This window comes from Burkholderia sp. Bp9143, from assembly GCF_003853645.1.
GTDB lineage: Bacteria > Pseudomonadota > Gammaproteobacteria > Burkholderiales > Burkholderiaceae > Burkholderia.
In genome coordinates, this window is the sequence record NZ_QTPO01000027.1 from 12659 (window position 1) to 30999 (window position 18341).

Consider the following 18341-nt stretch of genomic DNA (forward strand, 5'->3'; position numbering starts at 1 on the left):
GAAACGAACCGGCGATCAGATATCATGCTGAAATTAAATTTCACATCCTGACCGGAAGGAGCCGCGAATGGCCGGCATCACGCTCGACGATCTCGACCTGCGCATTCTCGCGATCCTGCAGGACGACGCATCGGTGTCGAACCTGCAACTCGCCGAGCGCGCGCTGTCGTCGCCGCCGACCTGCATGCGTCGCGTGCGGCGGCTGACGGAAGCGGGCGTGATCCTCCGCCAGGTCGCGGTGCTCGATCCGGTCGCGATCGGCACGGCGGTCACGGCCTTGATCGAGATCAGCCTCGACCGGCAGACGGCCGAAGACTACGACGCGTTCGAAGCCTACGTGTGCGCGGAGCCGGCGGTCACGCAGTGCTACCGTGTGTCGCCGGGGCCGGACTTCGTGGTGCTGGCCGATCTGGCCGACGTCGCCGAATACGACGCGTTCGCGCGGCGGCTGTTCACCGGTGCATCGAACGTGCGCAACGTGCGGACGTTCTTCTCGACGCATCGCGCGAAGTTCGAGGCGAACGCGCGGGTCGCGCATGCGATGCGCAAACGGAGCGACGATTAGGTCATACCGTGCTCGCCGGACGGTAAATGTGCGACGTCAGAACGCGAGCGTCTGCTGTACCGGATAACGTTCTCCGCGCGCGAACCCTGCACCCTCGAGCGACAACAACGCGCGTTTGCGCTCAATGCCACCCGCATACCCGGTCAGGCTGCCCGACGCGCCGATCACGCGATGGCACGGCACCATGATCGCCACCGGGTTGCGGCCGATCGCGCCACCGACGGCGCGCGCTGCACTCATCGGTAATCCGACGCGTTCGGTGATGGCGCCGTACGACACGAGTTCGCCGAACGGAATCGCGAGCAGTTCCTTCCACACGCTGCGCTGGAACGCGGTGCCGCGCAGATGAATCGGCACCGAGAAGGTTTCGCGCGTGCCGGCGAAATATTCGGCGATTTCTTCCGCAACCTTGCGCGCGGGCGGCGACGCGACGCGTGCGTCCGTGTTCGCGTCCGCAACGATCGCCAGCGACGGATAGTATTTCTGGCCGACGAAAAAAAGGCCCGTCAGCGCATCGTCCTCGATACGCATGGCGATGTCGCCCAGCGGGCTCGGAATCAGATGAGCGGGAGTCATCGCGAAACTTCTCCATGAAGGCGCCACACATGCAGTGCGGCGTACGCGCGCCACGGCGCCCAGCGCGCCGCATGCGGCGCGGATGATGTGATACGCGGCCGTTCGGCGGCGGCGCGCGGCGCAAGCCACGCTTCGTCGGCGGGGAACGCGTTCGGCCAGGCCATCGCCCGCATCGCGACGTACTGCACCGCGCGTTCGTCGAAACCGGGCAGCGCGCGCAACGCGGCCAGTGTCGCGTCGAGCGGCGCCATCGGTTCGAGCGCGAGCGTACCCTCGGCGATCGCGCGTGCCAGCGACACGATCGCTCGCGCCGCATCACGTGTCACGCCGATTGCCTCGAGCGCCGTCGGCGGTGCACTGGCCAGCGTTGCGGCAGAAGGCAACGCATGCGTGAGCCCCGGCGGCGCGTGGTCCACCGGCGTGCCGAAGCGCTCGGCCACACGCGCCAGCACCGCGCCTGCCTGCGTCGTCGCCAACTGTTCACCCGCGATCGCGCGCAAAGCAATCTCGAGCCCGTCGAACGCGCCGGGCACGCGCAGTCCGGGCGTGCCGTCGGCGAGTTCGCCGAGATGCGCGTCGATCACGTCGGGGCGGCTGTCGAGATCGAACAGCCGGCGCACGCGCGCGAGCACGGCCGGCACGACGGGCGTCAGCGCGGGCGACACGGTGACCGCGAGCGCGAACCGCTGCGGCACGTGCGTGACGGACAGCCAGCCGGTTAATTGACCGTTGCCGCTCGGCAGCGCGACGACCCGCGCATAACCATGCGCGTCGATCCGCTCGACGCCGTCGATCTGTCGCTGCGCGAGAAAGCGCATCAACTCGGGCCACGCGAACGGCGGCCGGTAGGGCAGCGGGAACGTCATGTCGCCGCCGGCGGACGCACCGGCGCCCTTGCGCAAGCGCAGCGGATTGAGGCCGTAGCGTTGCCGGAACAGATCGTTGAAGCGCCGCACGCTGCCGAACCCGGCAGTCGACGCGACGACGGCCACGGGCAGCGCGGTATCGGTCAGGAGGCGCTTGGCCATCAGCAGCCGGTGCGTCTGCGCGAATTCGACCGGCGACACGCCGAACTGTGCGGCGAAGATCCGGCGCAGATGGCGCTCGGTCACGCCGACCCGCTGCGCGAGCGCGTCGACGGAGCGCGCGTTCAGGAAACCGTCGTCGATCAGCGTGGCGGCCGCGTCGGCGAGATTGCCGGACAGGTCGAGCAGCCCGTGACCGGGCGCAAGCTCGGGCCGGCAGCGCATGCACGGGCGAAAGCCGGCTTTCTCCGCGGCGGCGGCGGTCGGGTAGTAACTGCAGTTCCGCGCCTTCGGCGGTTTCACCGGGCAGACGGGGCGGCAATACACGCCGGTCGTCGACACGCCGACGAAGAACCAGCCGTCGAAGCGGCGGTTCCGCGAAAGCAGGGCGTCGTAGCAGGTGTCGGGATCGAGGCGCATGCGACGACTGTAAACCATCCGCGCCATCGGTTCTGGCTGGAATCGGACATGTGTATCGACGCGCCGGCCCGCGTCATGGCCCCGTTTCGCACGGGGGAAAATCCCGGAAAAACGGTTAATGCCATCCCGCAAAACAGTCATCTCTTTTTGCGCGACCGATTTTGAGATGACTCATCGAAATCCCCGACTGACACGGCACCGGGCCACGCCCTATCCTTTGAAAAACGTTTTCCAGAACTTGACGGACGAGCGGCCGCGCCACGCAAGGGGCGGGCCGCCGCCCGCCCCGGCGCCCGTCGCCGGTCACGGACAGGCAACATCCAGCGGCGCGACGGGCGCGGCCGCGCATCGGAGACACTCATGCAATCTGCCGTCGTCGGCGCGGTGCGCGCGGCCGCCAGCCGCTACCGCTGGACCGTTTGTGCGCTGCTGTTCTTCGCGACCGTCATCAACTACATGGATCGACAGATCCTCGGCCTGCTCGCGCCGATGCTCCAGCACGACATCGGCTGGAGCCAGGTGCAGTACGGCCGCATCGTGATGGCGTTTTCCGCGTTCTATGCGATCGGCCTGCTCGGCTTCGGGCGCATCGTCGACTGGCTCGGCACGCGCATCTCGTATGCGGTCGCGATGCTGGTGTGGAGCATCGCGGCGATGCTGCATGCGGCGGTCGGCTCCGTGATGGGCTTCGCGGCGGTGCGCGCGCTGCTCGGGATCGGCGAGGGCGGCAACTTCCCGGCCGCGATCAAGACGACGGCCGAATGGTTTCCGCGCCGCGAACGCGCGCTCGCCACCGGCATCTTCAACTCGGGCGCGAACATCGGCGCGGTGTTCGCACCGGCGATCATCCCGGCGATCGCGGTGGCCTACGGGTGGCGTTCGGCGTTCGTGATCGTCGGCGCGATCGGCATTGTGTGGCTCGTGGTGTGGCTGGTGCTCTATCGCCCGGCCGACACGCGTGCGCTCGCCGCGGAATACGACGAGCCGCGCGACGAAGCCGAAGCGCTCGACGCGGCGAACGCGGACGCCGGTGCGCCGCGCTGGGGCGAACTGATCCGCAAGCGCGAGACGTGGGCGTTCCTGATCGGCAAGTTCCTGACCGACCCGGTGTGGTGGTTCTACCTGTTCTGGCTGCCGAAGTGGCTCAACGAGTCGCGCGGGATGGACATGCAGCATATCGGTCTGCCGCTCGTGTGCATCTATGCGCTGACGACGGTCGGCAGCATCGGCGGCGGCTGGCTGTCGTCGGCGCTGCTGCGCGCGGGCTGGAGCGTGAACGGCGCGCGCAAGACGGCGATGCTGATCTGCGCGTGCTGCGTGCTGCCGATCGCGTTCGTGTCGCAGGTGCAGAACCTGTGGATCGCGGTGCTGATCGTCGGCCTCGCCGCGGCCGCGCACCAGGGCTGGTCGGCGAACCTGTTCACGACGGCGTCCGACCTGTTCCCGCGCCGCGCGGTCGCGTCGGTGGTCGGCATCGGCGGGATGGCCGGTTCGATCGGCGGCGTGCTGTTCTCGGAAGTGATCGGCCAGGTGCTGCAACGCACGGGCCACTACTGGGTGCTGTTCGCGATCGGCGCGCTGGCCTACCTGGTCGCGCTGGCGGTCATGCACATGCTCACGCCGAAGATGAAGCCCGCGAAGCTCGACGCGTGATCGCGTGCCGGCAAACGAACGCGCCGCCCGGAGGCGGCGCGTTTTTATTTGCGATGTGCAGAAGCGAAGAGGCGGTCGGTGGCGGACGCGGCGCGCGCTTCAACCCACCGCGGCGGTCGACGCACGCATGATGAGGCGCGGCTCGAACGTCGAATAGCTCGCGTCGGTGCGCCCGGCGAGCGCGTCGATCAGCTTCTGCATCGCGAGCTCGCCCATGTTCTCGCTCTGGATGTCGACGGTGGTCAGCGCGGGCGCCGCGTATTCGCCGTACGGCACGTTGTCGATGCCGGCGATGGACACGTCCTGCGGCAGCCGGAACCCAAGCGACGCGGCTTCCTTCATGAAGCCGAGCGCGATCAGGTCGTTGTAGCAGATCACGGCCTGCGGACGCTGCGGCCCGAGCATCACGCGCGAGCACGCGCGCTCGCCGGCGTCGGCGGTCGGCGCATGCGCGTCGTGCACGTCGAGCGTGAGCCCCGCTTCGGCGAGGCAGTCGCGCGCGCCCTGGATCCGTTCGTCGTTCACGCGCGCCGCTCCGAAGCCGAGGTACGCGATGCGTGTATGGCCGAGGTTGAGCAGGTGACGCGCGAGCATGTAGGTGGCGAGCCGGTTGTCGATGCCGACGCTCGGGATCGGCAGGCCGGGGCTGCGCCGCAGCAGCACGAGCGGCTTGTGCAGGTCGAGCATCCAGCCGGCTTCCTCGTCGGGCATCCGCGTGCTGACGATCAGCCCGTCGACGCGCTGCGCGAGCGCCTCGATCAGCGAGCGTTCGCGCGCCTGGTTCTCTTCGGTATCGACGAGCAGCAACGTGTAGTCGTGCTGGAGCGCGACGCGGTTCGCGCCTTTGACGACGTTGGTGAAGTACGGGTTGCTGATGTCGAGGATCACGAGGCCGATGGTGCGCGTGCGCCCGGTGATCATCGAGCGCGCGAGCGGGTTCGAACGGTAGCCGAGCCGCTCGATCGCTTCCTTGAGCCGCGCTTCGACGGTCGGCGAAAAGCGCTGCGTGCCGTTCACGTACTTGGATACCGTCGCGACCGACACGCCGGCTTCCGCCGCCACGTCGCGGATCGTCGGGGAAACTTTTTTCATCCGAAGGGTAACGTTTTCGTTCGATTGCAACGGATTGTGGCAGAAAAAGCCGGCGTCCGGCCACCGGCCGATATCGGGAAAGTGCGGATGGCTGCGAACGGGCTCAGCCATTGACGTTCGGCTTTTGTCCCGCGTATAGTTGGAAAACGTTTTCCGATTTGGGCCGATTGCAACCGATTCCGCCGGTTTCGGGCAGCGTCCAGGACACCTCAGAACCGATTCAAGGAGATTCGATGAACGCCACATCCACCGGCGCACGCAAGCCGTTCGGGCGCCTGCTGCTGACCGGCGCGGCCGGCAACCTCGGCCGTCAGGTGCGCGGCGCGCTGGCGAACTGGGCCGACGTCGTGCGCGTGAGCGACATCGCCGCGCTGGGCGACGCAGCCCCGCACGAAGAAACCCGGGTCGTCGACCTGGCCGACCGGCCGGCGGTGATGGAACTCGTCGACGGCGTCGACGCGATCGTCCACCTCGGCGGCATTTCGGTCGACGCGCCGTTCGACGATCTCGTCGATGCGAACATCACCGGCACGTACAACCTGTACGAAGCCGCGCGCAAGCATGGCGTGAAGCGCGTCGTGTTCGCGAGCTCGAACCATGCGATCGGTTTCCATCCGGTCACGGAAGTGCTCGATGCCGATTCGCCGCAGCGTCCGGACAGTCTCTATGGCGTGACGAAGTGCTTTGGCGAGTCGCTGTCGCGCTACTACTTCGACCGCTTCGGGATCGAGACGGTGTGCCTGCGGATCGGTTCGTCGTTCGAGGCGCCGAAGAACCCGCGCATGCTCGTGACGTTCCTCAGCTATCGCGACTTCATCGAGCTCGTGCGCTGCTCGCTGCTGACGAACCGCGTCGGGCACGCGATCGTCTACGGCGTGTCGGACAATCCGGTGAAGTGGTGGGACAACACGAAGGCCGGCTTCCTCGGCTTCCGGCCGCAGGACAGTTCCGAGCAGTTCGCGGGGCTGTTCCCGCTGGCGGCGCCGACCGCCGAGTACGACGATCCGGCGCAACGCTACCAGGGCGGCGGTTTCGTCGTCGGCGAGCCGATGGAGCGCAACGCGAAGTAGCGTCGTACGCGTCGCCGGCGTAGCGGATCAGCGCAGGATGTCCGTCGCCTTGTGCGACTTGTCCACGCCGTCGATCAGGATCAACGGGCCGCTCGCGTGCCGCGCGCGCAGCGGCTGGATCTGCCGGTACGCATCCGATTCATACCACGCGCGCGCCGTATCGAGATCGGGAAACGCGATCGCGATCAGGTCGCCGCGCCACACGCCTTCGCGCACGTCGGGCCGCGCGCCGTGAATGACGAAATAACCGTCGAACGGTGTGAGCGTGCCGTCGATGCGTTCGAGGTATTCGAGGATGTCGTCGCACATTTCAACGTCGTGCAGGTGGGCGATGGCGTAGGCGGTCATGGCGGGCTCCGTGGCGTCGATGCGATGCGTCGATCGGTGAAGCCATGATCGGCGCGCGGGCGGGGCACGTCGATTACCTGCGACGTAAGCAAATCCATGTGGCCGTGCACGATGCGGGCCGCGCCGCGCGTTCACGCGCGCTTGCGCACCACCGGCCGCGGGTGCGGCACCGATGCAGGCGCCGATACCGCCTCGGCCTCTTCCTTGCACAGCTTGTCGAGCATGCGTTGCGCGGCGCTCGCGCAGTCCTCGCCGGCGGGCTTGTTCGCGATCTCGTCGATCAGCGCCTGCAGGTTGCGCCGATTCTGCGCGAGCCGCTGTTCGAGCAGCGCGATTTCATCGACCTTGTGCCGCAGCGTTTGCAGCAGCTCGTCGCGCGGCCACGCGCCAAGATCGGGCGGCAGCACCGCGCGGATCTCGTCCAGCGCGAAACCCGCGCGTTGCGCGCGGTCGATGATCGCGAGCCGCGTCAGCGCTTCAGGCCCGTATTCCCGATAGCCGTTCGCTTGCCGGCGCGCCGGTTCGAGCAGGCCGCTCGCTTCGTAGAACCGGATACGCGACGCCGCGATGCCGCTCTTGCGCGCCAGTTCGCCGATCTTCATGGTGTGCTCCAGGGGGGCTTGACCTTGAAGTTGACTTTAAAGTTATGGTTGGGCCTCGTCAATCGAGGATGTCACCATGAACCTGTTTGCCCCCCTCACGCTGCCCAATGGCGCGGTGATCCCGAACCGGCTCGCCAAGGCCGCGATGGAAGAGAACATGGCTGATGCGGATCACGCGCCGTCCGATGCGTTGGTGCGCCTGTACCAGGCATGGGCCGACGGCCGGGCCGGCCTGATCCTGACCGGCAACGTGATGGTGGACGGCCGCGCGATGACGGGGCCGAACGGCGTCGTGCTCGACAGCGACGCGCATCTCGACCGCTTCCGGCGGTGGGCGCGGGTCGCGCGCTCCGGCGGCGCGCACGTGTGGATGCAGATCAACCATCCGGGGCGCCAGATGCAGGCGGCGCTCGGCCAGACGACGCTCGCGCCGTCGGCCGTGCCGCTCGCGCTCGGCGCGCTGTCGAAGCAGTTTCCAGTGCCGAAGGAGATGACGGAAGCCGACATCGCCGACGTGCGGCAGCGCTTCGTGCGCGCCGCGCGGCTCGCCGAGCAAGCCGGCTTCACCGGCGTGCAGATCCACGCGGCGCACGGTTACCTGCTGAGCCAGTTCCTGTCGCCGCTGACGAACCGCCGGCAGGATGCGTGGGGCGGCAGCATCGAGCACCGCGCGCGCCTCCTGCTCGACATCGTGCGGGCGGTGCGCGCGACCGTGTCGCCCGCGTTCGTCGTGTCGGTCAAGCTGAACTCGGCCGATTTCCAGCGCGGCGGCTTCAGCGCGGACGATGCGAAGCGCGTCGTCGAATTGCTGAATCCGCTCGGCGTCGATCTGGTTGAACTGTCGGGCGGCAGCTATGAAGTACCGGCGATGCAGGGCGAGGCGCGCGACGGACGCACGCTGGCCCGTGAAGCGTATTTCCTCGAATTCGCGCGGGACATCACCGCCATCGCGGCCATGCCGCTGATGGTCACGGGCGGGATCCGGCGCCGCGCGGTGGCCGAGCAGGTGGTTGCCAGCGGCGTGGCGATGGTCGGCATCGCGACCGCGCTGTCGATCGATCCGAACCTGCCGCGCGACTGGCAGGCCGGCAAGGACAGCGCGCCGGCGCTGCAGCCGATCCGGTGGAAGAACAAGGCGCTGGGCGCGCTGGCGAACATGGCCGTCGTGAAGTTCCAGCTCGCGCGGTTGAGCGTCGGGCGGCGCACGCATCCGGGCGTGTCGCCGCTGCGCGCGCTGGTGTCGCAGCAACTCGCCGCGCAGTGCCAGACGCGGCGTTACCGCAAGTGGATGGCGGGGCGGGCGGCGCGCTAGCCGCGAACGCCGCGAACGCCGCGAAGGCGGTGCAGCGGGCTGCCCGATGCCCGCTCACACCGGATACGCATCGTCGACCTTCAGGTTCGCGAGCCGGAACAGCGTGCGCAGCGTCTGCGGGTGAATGTCGCGGCGTGCGGCGAGCGACGTCAGCATGAAGTCGAGGACCTTCGCGTAGCGCAGCAGCACGAGGCAGCGCGCGAGATCCGCGTTGCCGCCGCGCATGCCTTCGGCGAAGTGGACCATCTGGGTCGACAGCGAGCGCGCCATCTCGAGTTCCATCTGCTGTTTTTCGGTCCATTCGAGCTGCGGCTGTTCGAGCAGTTTCGCGAGAAAGAGCTGGAACGACGTATCGGACGAGTTGGGCAGCGCATCCATGATGAGCCTCGTTGCGTGCGTGGATCGTTCGGGCGTATCCGGTGAACGGATCGCGATCCGGGTTCATGTTCGCGCCGATCGGCGGCACGGCTGTCGCTGCAATGCGAATGCAGGTTCCGTACCAGCGCGGCTAGCCGATTGTCGAGCCATGTCGACGCGGGGCGCGGCAGCAGCCATCGCGTCCCGCCGATACTGGCTCGCACGGAAAATCGACGAGGGTGTCGATACGCCGCGCGCGATCGCGGTCGGCCGCGCGGCAGGGTCCGGACAGACGAAATGCTTCAGCGATGTAACGTAACGTCGGGTTAAAACCAACAGCGTGATTCGGTCGACGAATCGGCGGCGTGCCGCGGCGCATGTGCGACGGCGGCGCCCCACGGCCTCGGGCCGGTTGCGTGCGGCGCGCCGCGACGATGCCCGCCGCATGATGGAAGCGCGCGGCGCAGGCGCCGGATGTTTCATATCCGAGACGTTTTTTTCGCGGCCCGCCGGATGCATGCGCAACCTGCGTCACGCGCCACCCAACTGGCCCAGCGAATAACCGGACAACTGTCCATGGGCAGCGGCGCCGTGTTTGCGAACAATCACCGCATCATCCCCGCGAGGTTCGACATGAGCATCCATGCCTTTTTCTCGGCCAACCTGCTGCTGGCCTACACGGCTTATTTCGTCGGCACGGCCAGCCCCGGTCCGAGCAACCTCGCGATCATGTCGGTCGCGGCGAACCATGGCCGCAAGGCGGCGCTCGCGTTCGCGCTCGGCGTCATCTCGGGCTCGATGTTCTGGGCGACGGTGGCCGCGCTCGGCGTATCGGCCGCGCTGCTCGCATGGTCGAAGCTGCTGGTCGCGATCAAGCTGTTCGGCGGCGTGTACCTGCTGTGGCTCGCGTTCAAGTCGGGCCGCACCGCGTGGTCGGCCAAGGCGGCCGCCACGCTGAAGGCGGCGCCCGATCAGACGCTGTCGCGCGTCTACGCGCGCGGCGCGATGCTGCACCTGACGAATCCGAAAGCCATCCTGGTGTGGGTGTCGATCGTCGCGCTGTCGTCGAACGGCGCGGGCGCGTCGCACGGCGCCGTCGTGCCGGGCTGCATCGCGATCGGATGCCTGGTGTTCGGCGGCTATGCGCTGGTGTTCTCGACGGACGGCGCACGCCGGCTGTACGTGCGCGGCCGGCGCGCGATGGAAGCGTGTCTCGCGGTGGTGTTCGGCGTGGCGGGGATCCGGTTGCTCGCGTCGAACGTTTGAACGTATCGCGCGCACTCGTCACGCGTATCAACCAGCAAGCCGCCGCGCGATCGCGCGGCGGCTTGTTCATCGCATCGCACGCACTCGCTTCAGCGCTTCAGAAAATGAAGCCCGTGTTGATGAACTTCGAGTAGTGATCCGACACGATCGAATCGAGCAGTTGCTTGCTGCCGTCGGTCTGCTTCGCCGCGACCATCGAGCGGATCGAGAACGCGCGCAGCGCGTCGGTCACCGACAGCGTGCCTTCCGCCGAATCCTTGCGCCCGGCGAACGGGAACACGTCCGGCCCGCGCTGGCACTGGCAGTTGATGTTCACGCGGCACACCTGGTTCACGAGCGGATCGACGAGCGCACCGATCTGCGCCGGATCGGAACCGAAGATGCTGACCTGCTGGCCGTGCTCCGACGTCGTCACGTAGTCGAGCGCGGTTTCCACGTCGTCGAACGGCGCGACCGGAATGATCGGCCCGAACTGCTCCTCGCGATACAGCTTCATGCCTTCGGACACCGGATACACGACGGCCGGATAGAACAGCGTCTTGCTGAACTCGCCGCCCGAGTGGTTGACGACCTGCGCGCCCCTGGCCTTCGCGTCGTCGATCGCGTCGGTCATGTACGCGGTGCGATGCATGCCCGGCAGCGGCGTGATGCTGACGCCTTTCTCCCACGGCATGCCGATCTTCAGCTGTTCGAGCGCGGCGGTGAAGCGCTTCAGGAATTCGTCGACGATCGAGCGATGCACGAGCAGCATCTTCAGCGCGGTACAGCGCTGCCCGTTGAACGACAGCGCGCCGAGCAGGCACTCCTTCACGGTGAGGTCGAGATCGGCGTCGGGCAGCACGATCGCCGCGTTCTTCGCGTCGAGGCCGAGGATCGCGCGCAGCCGGTGCGACTTCGGATGCTGCTTCTTCAGGTGATCGGCGACCTTGCTCGAGCCGATCAGCGCGAGCACGTTGATCTTGCCCGACGCGAGCATGTGCGGCACGACCACCGCGCCCGGCGCGTAGATCGTGTTGATCACGCCCTTCGGGAACGCGTCGCGGAACGCCTCGAGCAGCGGTTCGAACAGCAGCGTGCCGTACTGCGGCGGCTTGAACACCACGGTGTTGCCCATCAGCAGCGCGGGGATCAGCGTCGCGAAGGTTTCGTTCAGCGGATAGTTGTACGGCCCCATGCACAGCACGACGCCGAGCGGCGTGCGGCGGATCTGCCCGATCGTGCCTTCCGCGATCACGAAGCGCGAGTTCGCGTTGTCGAGCTCCTTCAGCGCGTCGATCGTCTGCGTCATGTACGTGACGGTGCGGTCGAACTCCTTCTGCGAATCGGCGAGGCTCTTGCCGATCTCCCACATGATCAGGTTCACGACCAGCTCGCGCTGCGCGACCATCCGCTTGATGAAGTCCTGCATGCACGCGATGCGCTGCTCCACCTTCATCGTCGGCCACTCGCCGCGGCCCGAATCGTACGCGCGCACCGCGGCGTCGAGCGCCGCATCGCTTTCCGTCTCGCCCATCACCGGATAGCTGCCGATCTCCATCTGCGCGACGCTGCCGTCCGGCTGGCGCACGCACACCGGCGACAGCACGGTCTTGGTCGTGCCGTCCCACGGGCGCAGCTCGCCGTCGACCAGCGACACGCGCTGGTGGATCGGTGCGGCGAGCCGGAACTCGGCGGGGATGTCTTGATAGGCGGGAAACAGCTGCTGCAGGGAAGCGGAATCGGGCATGACGGTCTCGTTTGACGGGGTGTCCGGGAAGGACGGGCAATGCGGAATCCTGAGCTGAATGATCCTCGATCCTGAATCGGCATGATGACGCGCGGACGTCGAGGCGTCACGCGGAGGCATGGCCGAAACACGGAATGGAACCAGTTCCATTAAAAAGGAACGCCGCGCCGATTGCAAGATTTGCCGAACGTGATCGCACGCTGCGTAAACAAATTGAAGGATTGTGTCCGAATGCCGGGTATAAGCCGCTCAGAGCGTACGCAAACGTTTCACTTCGGCTGGTTTGGGCGGATAATGGTTGGGCGCGGCGCAGCAAAAAAATGCCCCGAACCTGAGAGAAAACACACGTAGTGAAGAAAAGAGAGAAGGTCCGCCGCGCTGCCGAAGCGAGGTCGGCTGCCCGGAGCGCCGGGTCGGGGTTGCCCGCCCGGCGCGCACCGGACCAACCGCGGGCCGCCGCGATCACTCGACGTCTTCGTCATCTTCCGCATCGGCGTCATCGCCATCGCCATCGTTGTCCCGCCCCGGCGCCGCATACGCGCTCGCCTGCTCCAGCAACCACGCACGAAACGATTCCAGCGGCTTGCTGTGGCTGAACTCCGTCGGATACACGAGGTAGTACGCCGAATCGCCGACCGTCGCTGCGTCGCAGGGCACGATCAGGCCGAGCTGCTGCAACTGTTCCTCGACGAAGAACTTCGGCACGAGCGCGATGCCGAGCCCGGCCGCGGCCGCGCTGATCAGCATCGTGTGCAGTTCGTAGCGCACGCCCTGCATCGTGCGGATGTCCTCGACGCCGTGCGTCTCGAACCATTGCGCCCATGCGCCGGGGCGGGTGGTCGAGTGCAGCAGCGGATACGCGAGCAGGTCCTCCACGCGTTCGACTGGCCGGTCGAGCAGCGCGGGCGAGCAGATCGGCACGACTTCCTCGCCGAACAGATAGTCGGACGATGTGCCGGGCCAGGTCGGCTTGCCGTAGTGGATCGCGGCCTCGAAGTGCGTGTCCTCGAACGAGAACAGGTCGGTGCGGCTGCCCATGTTCACGCGCACGTCCGGTGTGCGGTCGTAGAAGCTCTTGATGCGCGGGATCAGCCAGTGCGACGCGAAGGTCGGCAGCACCGCGAGCTCCAGGTAACCGCCGCCGCTGCCGTGCGCGATGATCGACAGCGTGTCGCGATCGAGCGCCTCTAGCGCGCGCCGCACCTGCGTGCCGTACAGCTTGCCGGCGCGCGTCAGCACGACGCGCTGCTTCACGCGCGCGAACAGCCGCACGCCGAGGCTGGCCTCGAGCGTCGCGATCTGCCGCGATACCGCGCTTTCGGTCAGGAACAGCTCCTTCGCCGCGTGCGTGAAGCTCTCGTGGCGCGCCGCGGCTTCGAAAGCCACGAGCGCACCCATGTTGGGGATCTTGAATTTGCGCATGCTGATTTTGTCTGACGAACGGACCCGCCCGCGGCGGGCCGGCGGACGAGTGCGGGGGCCGCGAATAATTCCAAAAACTCATCACGTGTCAATTTAATCTCGCTTTACGCCCCGCTGCAACCCTTTGAATAATGCATCCCACGCAAGGCCAGGCGCCCGCTGGGCGGCCGGCCATCCGAGTTGCCGGCACGTTTGCCGGCGGTCCCCCGAACACGAGAATCCTGATGCGCAATCCGAATATCGAGAGCCTGCTGACGAAGCTGCTGGGACAGGCGAAGACCGACGCCCTGTTCGCGACCCTGAACATGCCGGCCATCCTCGACGAATGGGAAACCGACGTCGTCACGCGCGCGGAAATCGCGCAGGCGATGAACATGGCGCTGTTCGAAGGGCTGCTCGAACGTTCGGCGAACGGCCGCGCGTACACGGCCGATGCCATCGAAAACGGCGGCTCGGTCTACTTCGACCATGGCGCGCTGCGCACGGTGCGCTGGCCGCACACGGGCGCGCTGCCGCCGGGCGAAGCCGCGTTCACGCGGATCCTGCGTCCGCTCGGCTTCCGCCTGAACGGCCGTTATCCGCTCGACAAGCTCGGCATGACCGGCCGTGCCTACGCGCATGAAGACGCGCCGGACGAGATCGCGCAGTTCTTCGTCAGCGAGCTGCATCCGGAGCGCTTCTCGAAGGAATTCCAGCAGGCGGTGACGAACGTCGTCAGCTCGTCACGCGATCCGCTGTCGCCGGCGGCCGTCGCGCTGTTGTGGGAGATCGAGCGCGAAGGCTGGCTGTCGCTCGACGCCGCGCACGCGCTGTTGCCCGAGATCGTCGGTGCGTTTGCGCGCCAGCACGACCTGCCGAACGAACTCGACTACGAGACGCTGCTGCTCGAATCGGCCGAAATGGCGTGGATCGCGACCGAAGGCAACGCGTTCAACCACGCGACCGATCGCGTGATCGACGTGTTCAAGCTGTCCGACGACGAGAAGGCGAAGGGCCGGCCGATGAAGCCGGAAGTCGAGCGCTCGCGTTCGGGCCGCGTGTTCCAGACCGCGTATCGCGCGGACATCGTCGAGCGCGAGTTCCGCACGCGCGACGGCGGCACGGTGAAGCGCAACGTGCCGGGCTCGTTCTACGAATTCATCACGCGCCGTCGCACGTTCGATCAGGCGGCGCGCCGCTGGGTGACGGACCTGCGTTTCGATGCGGGCAACGCGCAGGGTATCTTCAAGATGACGGCGAACGCGGCGAAGTAAGCGCGGCGCGCAAACACGAACGGGCCGACGGCTGATCACAGCCGCCGGCCCGTTTGCGTTGCATGGGCGCTTCGATTGTCAGAGTGCACCGTCGGCCGCATCGGCACTTGATGACAATTCCTCACAACATAGTTCCGATATTTCGTTTGCTGCACGCGTATTGGCTACCCACAATCGGTTCACCTCTTTCGCGCTGACAGGTTCCCCGGAGACGGAACCGCGGTGATCGACCGGCAGGCGACGCGCCATTGGCGACGCCCCGGCGACGGAAAAAATCACCGGCACGCGGGAGGTCGCCGGCGCGCGATGGTCGCGCGTCGCATCCCGACCCACAGAAGAAGGATTGGCCGATGACGTTCCGCATTCGCTCGCTTTCCGGCATGGCACTGACCGCCGCGATCTTCGCGTTCCAGACGGGCGCGGCCCACGCGCAGGAGACGGTCGTCAAGGTCGGCGTGGCCGTGCCGCTGACCGGCGGCGGCGCCGCGTATGGCAAGGACATCGAGAATGGCGTGCGCATGGCCGTCGACGAGGCGAACGCCGCGCACACGACGATCGGCGGCAAGCCGGTGAAATTCGTCGTCGCGTCGCAGGACGACCAGAGCGATCCGCGCATCGGCGTGCAGGCCGCGCAGCAGCTGACCGACGCGCAGGTGGCCGTCGTGATCGGCCACTTCAATTCCGGCACGACGCTGCCCGCATCGAAGATCTACGCGAAGGCCGGCATTCCGATGATCACGCCGTCGGCGACCAATCCCGACATCACGCGCGCCGGGCTCGGTACCGTGTACCGCGTGATCGCGACCGACGCGCAGAACGCCGGCAATGCCGGCGCGTATGCGGCGAGCGTGACCAAGGCGAAGCGCATCGCGATCATCGACGACCGCACCGCGTTCGGCCAGGGCGAAGCCGACGAATTCGAGAAGGCCGCGAAGGCAAGCGGCGGCACGATCGTCGCGCGCGAATTCACGAACGACAAGGCCGTCGACTTCAGCGCGCAGCTCACGAAGATCAAGAGCACGAATGCCGACCTGGTGTTCTTCGGCGGCCTCGACGCGCAGTCCGCGATGCTGGTCAAGCGCATGCGCCAGCTCGGCATCCGCGCGCAGTTCCTGGCCGGCGGCGGTGTGATGAACGCGAACTTCATCAAGCTCGCGGGCAATGCGGCCGAAGGCGCGTCCGTGTGGGAATACGGGCAGCCGCTGTCGCGTCTCGCGAAGGGCAAGCAGTTCGAAACGAAATTCAAACAGAAGTACGGCGTCGACATGCTCGCGTATGCGCCGTTCGCGTACGACGCGACGTGGATCGCGATCAACGCGATGCAGAAGGCAAATTCGACGAAGCCGGCCGATTTCAACGGCGCGCTGAAGACCACGCGCTACGACGGCATCACGGGCACGATCGCGTTCACGAACACGGGCGACCTGAAGAACCCGAGCTCGACGCTGTATGAAGTGAAGAACGCCGCGTGGCAGCCCGTCACCACGCAAACGGCGGACTGAATACCCGAACGCGCGCGGACTTTCGCGGCGACGCCGGACGTGCTGAAATAGCCAAAGCGATCGGATGCGATCGCGGCGCATGTCGGGGCGATTCGCCGGGTGGTCCGCACGCACGGCGCCGCGCGCGACGCGGCACGAACAACCTTCGGGCGCGGCTGGCTGGCCGCGCCTTTCACGTGCAACTGGAGTCAGTCGTGAGTTCTCAAGTCGTCATCGTCGGCGGTGGTGTGATCGGCAGCTCGATCGCCTATTTCCTGCGTGCTACCGATCCGACGGTGTCCGTGACCGTCATCGAACGCGATCCCACCTATGCGAAGTCGTCGTCCGCGCTGTCGGCCGCGTCGATTCGCCAGCAGTTCTCGACGCCGCTGTCGATCGAGATGTCGCTGTTCGGGATCGATTTCCTGCGCTCGATCGGCGAACGGCTCGAGGTCGACGGCACGCGACCGTCGATCGATCTGCATGAAGGCGGTTACCTGTTTCTCGCGACAGCGGCAGGCGATGCGACGCTGCGCGAGAACCACGCGCTGCAGACGAAGCTCGGTGCCGATATCCGGCTGATGGATCGCGATGCGCTGCGCGCGAAGTTTCCGTGGCTGAACGTCGACGATCTCGTGTCGGGCGCGTATGGCGTGAGCGGCGAAGGGTGGTTCGACGGTTACGGGCTCGTGCAGGCGCTGCGCAAGAAGGCGCAGGCGCTGGGCGCGCGCTACGTGCCGGCCGACGTGACCGGCGTCGTTCGCGACGGTCGCAAGATCACGCATGTGGTGACGAGCGATGGCGAGCGCTACGCATGCGACACGCTCGTCAATGCGGCCGGCGCGTGGACGCGCACGCTGTCGTCGATGATGGGCATCGACATTCCCGTGTATGCGCGGCGTCGCAGCATCTTCAACGTGTCGTCGCCGGCGAAGCTCACCGACTGCCCGCTGCTGATCGATCCGACCGGCGTGTATTTCCGGCCGGAAGGGCGCACGTATATCTGCGGGACGTCGCCGAGCCCGGATCGCGATCCCGACGATCTGCCGCTCGACCAGGTCGATCACGACCTGTTCGACGAGGTGATCTGGCCGACGCTCGCGAATCGCGTGCCGGAGTTCGAGGCGCTGCGCGTGGAGAACTGCTGGTCCGGGTACTACGAGTACAACGTGTTCGATCACAACGCGATCATCGGGTATCACCCCGAGCTCGACAACGTCGTGTTCGCGAACGGGTATAGCGGGCACGGGCTGCAGCAAGGGCCCGCGACCGGGCGTGGGGTAAGTGAACTGATCCTGGGCGGGCGATACGAATCGCTCGACCTGTCGTCGCTCGGCTGGGAGCGTGTGCTGGAAAACCGGCCGATCGTCGAAAAGAACGTCGTGTAGCGCGGCGTGACCGCCCGGTGTGGGGTGGGCGGGATTCTCCTTGTGTCTCAATCTGATTGGCCCGGCTCTGCCGGGCTTTTTTTGTTGACGCGCGGATGCCGGACGCATCGTTCCGGCGCGCGCGACTCAGGCCAGCAGGCACGCGATCAGATCGTGGGTCGTGCGGACTTCGTACTTTCGCAACAAGCTCGCGCGATGGATGTCGACGGTGCGCGGGCTGATGCTCAGCTCCTTGCCGATTTCCTTGCTGGTGAGCCCGTGAACCAGGAATGCGGCGACGTCGCGCTCGCGATCGGTCAACGTGCTGGCGACGTCGGGATGCTTCGCGTCGCCCGACAGGTCGGTGAACGTCCAGATCGCCAGCTCGAAAGGCCGCTTCGGGTTGTAGCCGAAGCCGCACACGGTGACCCAGAAATGGCTGCCGTCGACGCGGCGCATGATGCGGTCGTCGCTGAATCCCGCATGTTTCGCGAGCAGCGGCGCAAGGCGACGGCCGGTCGTCGCGAAGTCCTTCTGCTGCGGATACAGCTTCGCGAACGACTGGTCGACGATGTCGTCGCGGGTCGCCCGGAACAGTTGCAGCGCCTTCTCGTTGCAGTCGACCATGATGCGTTCCCTGGCCACGATCGCCGCGACGGGCAGATGCCTGAAGAGGTCTTCGTAGTCGAGGCTGGGCATCGTGTCGGTCATGTTCGGCATCGGGTCGACGGGGCCGAACCGCGTTCGGACCCAGGCTATCGGGTGGGGGCGCTCCTGTCGGATTGTAGCCGTAGCGTTTGCAAGAA

Annotated in this window: 17 protein-coding genes; 8 read left to right on the forward strand and 9 right to left on the reverse strand. The window is 66.8% G+C overall.

The genetic code is table 11. The annotated features are described in order from the left end of the window. Positions 1-67 precede the first annotated feature (67 nt). The gene (locus tag DIE23_RS20760; RefSeq protein ID WP_124613847.1) at positions 68-565 is read left to right on the forward strand and encodes an Lrp/AsnC family transcriptional regulator; all 498 of its coding nucleotides are present in this window, start codon (positions 68-70) and stop codon (positions 563-565) included. Positions 566-601: 36 nt separating this feature from the next. On the opposite strand, the gene DIE23_RS20765 is transcribed toward DIE23_RS20760, so the two are convergent. Further along, positions 602-1141 carry a methylated-DNA--[protein]-cysteine S-methyltransferase gene (locus DIE23_RS20765; RefSeq protein WP_124613848.1) on the reverse strand — a complete coding sequence of 180 codons (540 nt, stop codon included), beginning with the start codon at positions 1139-1141 and terminating at the stop codon, positions 602-604. After that, a complete protein-coding gene (locus DIE23_RS20770) occupies positions 1138-2604 on the reverse strand; it encodes a DNA-3-methyladenine glycosylase 2 family protein (RefSeq protein WP_124613849.1) in 1467 nt (488 codons plus the stop codon). Before DIE23_RS20770 ends, DIE23_RS20765 begins: the two co-directional genes overlap by 4 nt. A 342-nt stretch (positions 2605-2946) precedes the next feature. On the opposite strand from DIE23_RS20770, the gene DIE23_RS20775 reads away from it, so the two are divergent. Further along, on the forward strand, positions 2947-4239 hold the full coding sequence (locus tag DIE23_RS20775; protein WP_124613850.1) for an MFS transporter: 1293 nt from the start codon (positions 2947-2949) through the stop codon (positions 4237-4239). Between the two features lie 99 nt (positions 4240-4338). Here DIE23_RS20775 and DIE23_RS20780 read toward each other — a convergent pair whose 3' ends face one another. Then, entirely contained in the window at positions 4339-5442 is a 1104-nt protein-coding gene (locus DIE23_RS20780) for a LacI family DNA-binding transcriptional regulator (protein ID WP_124613851.1), read from the reverse strand. A 122-nt stretch (positions 5443-5564) separates the two neighbouring features. Here DIE23_RS20780 and DIE23_RS20785 point away from each other — a divergent pair, with 122 nt between their 5' ends. Further along, positions 5565-6401 carry an NAD(P)-dependent oxidoreductase gene (locus tag DIE23_RS20785; RefSeq protein WP_124613852.1) on the forward strand — a complete coding sequence of 279 codons (837 nt, stop codon included), beginning with the start codon at positions 5565-5567 and terminating at the stop codon, positions 6399-6401. 27 nt (positions 6402-6428) lie between these two features. Here DIE23_RS20785 and DIE23_RS20790 read toward each other — a convergent pair whose 3' ends face one another. Both DIE23_RS20790 and DIE23_RS20795 read right to left on the reverse strand, forming a co-directional pair. After that, a complete protein-coding gene (locus tag DIE23_RS20790) occupies positions 6429-6749 on the reverse strand; it encodes a DUF1330 domain-containing protein (RefSeq protein ID WP_124613853.1) in 321 nt (106 codons plus the stop codon). 131 nt (positions 6750-6880) lie between these two features. Next, a complete protein-coding gene (locus DIE23_RS20795; protein WP_124613854.1) occupies positions 6881-7351 on the reverse strand; it encodes a MerR family transcriptional regulator in 471 nt (156 codons plus the stop codon). A 76-nt stretch (positions 7352-7427) separates the two neighbouring features. Between DIE23_RS20795 and DIE23_RS20800 the strand changes: the two genes are divergently transcribed. Beyond that, entirely contained in the window at positions 7428-8663 is a 1236-nt protein-coding gene (locus DIE23_RS20800; RefSeq protein ID WP_124613855.1) for an NADH:flavin oxidoreductase/NADH oxidase family protein, read from the forward strand. Between the two features lie 54 nt (positions 8664-8717). Here DIE23_RS20800 and DIE23_RS20805 read toward each other — a convergent pair whose 3' ends face one another. Further along, positions 8718-9041: a hypothetical protein gene (locus tag DIE23_RS20805; protein ID WP_006749566.1), complete on the reverse strand. Its 324-nt coding sequence runs from the start codon at positions 9039-9041 to the stop codon at positions 8718-8720. Between the two features lie 612 nt (positions 9042-9653). Here DIE23_RS20805 and DIE23_RS20810 point away from each other — a divergent pair. After that, positions 9654-10286, forward strand: coding sequence for a LysE family translocator (locus tag DIE23_RS20810; RefSeq protein WP_124613856.1), 633 nt, complete (start codon positions 9654-9656; stop codon positions 10284-10286). A gap of 97 nt (positions 10287-10383) precedes the next feature. Here the strand turns inward: DIE23_RS20810 and DIE23_RS20815 are convergent, their stop codons facing one another. Together DIE23_RS20815 and DIE23_RS20820 are read right to left on the reverse strand one after the other, a co-directional pair. Next, positions 10384-12012, reverse strand: a complete 1629-nt coding sequence (locus DIE23_RS20815; protein ID WP_124613857.1) for an NADP-dependent glyceraldehyde-3-phosphate dehydrogenase — start codon at positions 12010-12012, stop codon at positions 10384-10386. A gap of 462 nt (positions 12013-12474) precedes the next feature. Next, a complete protein-coding gene (locus DIE23_RS20820) occupies positions 12475-13434 on the reverse strand; it encodes a LysR family transcriptional regulator (protein ID WP_124613858.1) in 960 nt (319 codons plus the stop codon). Positions 13435-13658: 224 nt separating this feature from the next. Between DIE23_RS20820 and DIE23_RS20825 the strand changes: the two genes are divergently transcribed. From DIE23_RS20825 to DIE23_RS20840, 3 genes are all read left to right on the forward strand, one after another. Then, on the forward strand, positions 13659-14687 hold the full coding sequence (locus tag DIE23_RS20825) for a DUF1338 domain-containing protein (RefSeq protein WP_124613859.1): 1029 nt from the start codon (positions 13659-13661) through the stop codon (positions 14685-14687). A gap of 350 nt (positions 14688-15037) precedes the next feature. Continuing rightward, positions 15038-16189: a branched-chain amino acid ABC transporter substrate-binding protein gene (locus DIE23_RS20835; protein WP_124613861.1), complete on the forward strand. Its 1152-nt coding sequence runs from the start codon at positions 15038-15040 to the stop codon at positions 16187-16189. Between the two features lie 194 nt (positions 16190-16383). Further along, the gene (locus tag DIE23_RS20840; protein WP_124613862.1) at positions 16384-17556 is read left to right on the forward strand and encodes an FAD-binding oxidoreductase; all 1173 of its coding nucleotides are present in this window, start codon (positions 16384-16386) and stop codon (positions 17554-17556) included. 126 nt (positions 17557-17682) lie between these two features. Here DIE23_RS20840 and DIE23_RS20845 read toward each other — a convergent pair whose 3' ends face one another. Beyond that, entirely contained in the window at positions 17683-18255 is a 573-nt protein-coding gene (locus tag DIE23_RS20845; protein ID WP_124613863.1) for a PAS and helix-turn-helix domain-containing protein, read from the reverse strand. Between the last annotated feature and the right edge of the window lie 86 nt (positions 18256-18341).